This is a genomic window from Stenotrophomonas sp. P5_B8 (assembly GCF_054049855.1).
Map to the genome: position 1 here is coordinate 1 of NZ_JBFULO010000816.1, position 732 is coordinate 732.

Annotated in this window: 1 protein-coding gene; it reads right to left on the minus strand. The window is 65.3% G+C overall.

Going from position 1 to position 732, the window contains the following annotated elements:
- Positions 1 to 732, minus strand: a 732-nt coding sequence (locus ACXJKH_RS21620) for an enoyl-CoA hydratase/isomerase family protein (protein WP_457322461.1), incomplete at both ends; no start/stop codon positions are given.

The window sequence follows — 732 nt, forward strand, 5'->3', positions numbered from 1 at the left end:
CTTCTAGCATGTTGACCAGCATCATCTTGAAGGTGGCGATGCCGACGTCGCCGGCAACCTGGATGCGGCGGGCCGGCATCGGCGGACGGTAGCCACCTTCGGCCAGCGCCAGCACTTCGGCCTTGGCGATATGGAGCGCTTCGAAGCTGTTGAACACGACCTTGTCGGTCGCGCGCATCAGGCCCAGTTCCTTGGCGTTGACCGCCGAGTTGGAGACCTTGGCCATGGCCACGGTTTCGAAGGTTTTCTTCAGTTCGGCGAACACGTCACCGCCCGGACCGGCGGCCTGCGAGGCACGCACGGCCAGTTCCTTCAGGCCACCACCGGCGGGCAGCAGGCCGACGCCGGCTTCGACCAGGCCGATGTAGCTTTCCAGCGCGGCCACGCTCTTGGCGCTGTGCATCTGGAATTCGCAACCACCGCCGAGGGCCAGGCCGCGCACGGCGGTCACCACCGGCACCAGCGAATACTTGATCGCCTGGCTGGTGCGCTGGAAGTTGTGCACCATTTCTTCGAACTGCTCGACCTTGCCGGCCTGCAGCAGGCCCAGCGCACCGGCCAGGTCGGCACCGGCGGAGAAGGGTTCCTTCTGCTGCCAGATCACCAGGCCCTTGAAGTCCTGCTCGGCGCGCTTGATCGCTCCCTGCAGGCCATTGAGCACGTGGTCGGAGACGGTGTTCATCTTGGTCTTGAAGCTGACCACGGCGATGCCGTCGCCGTCGTGCCACATGC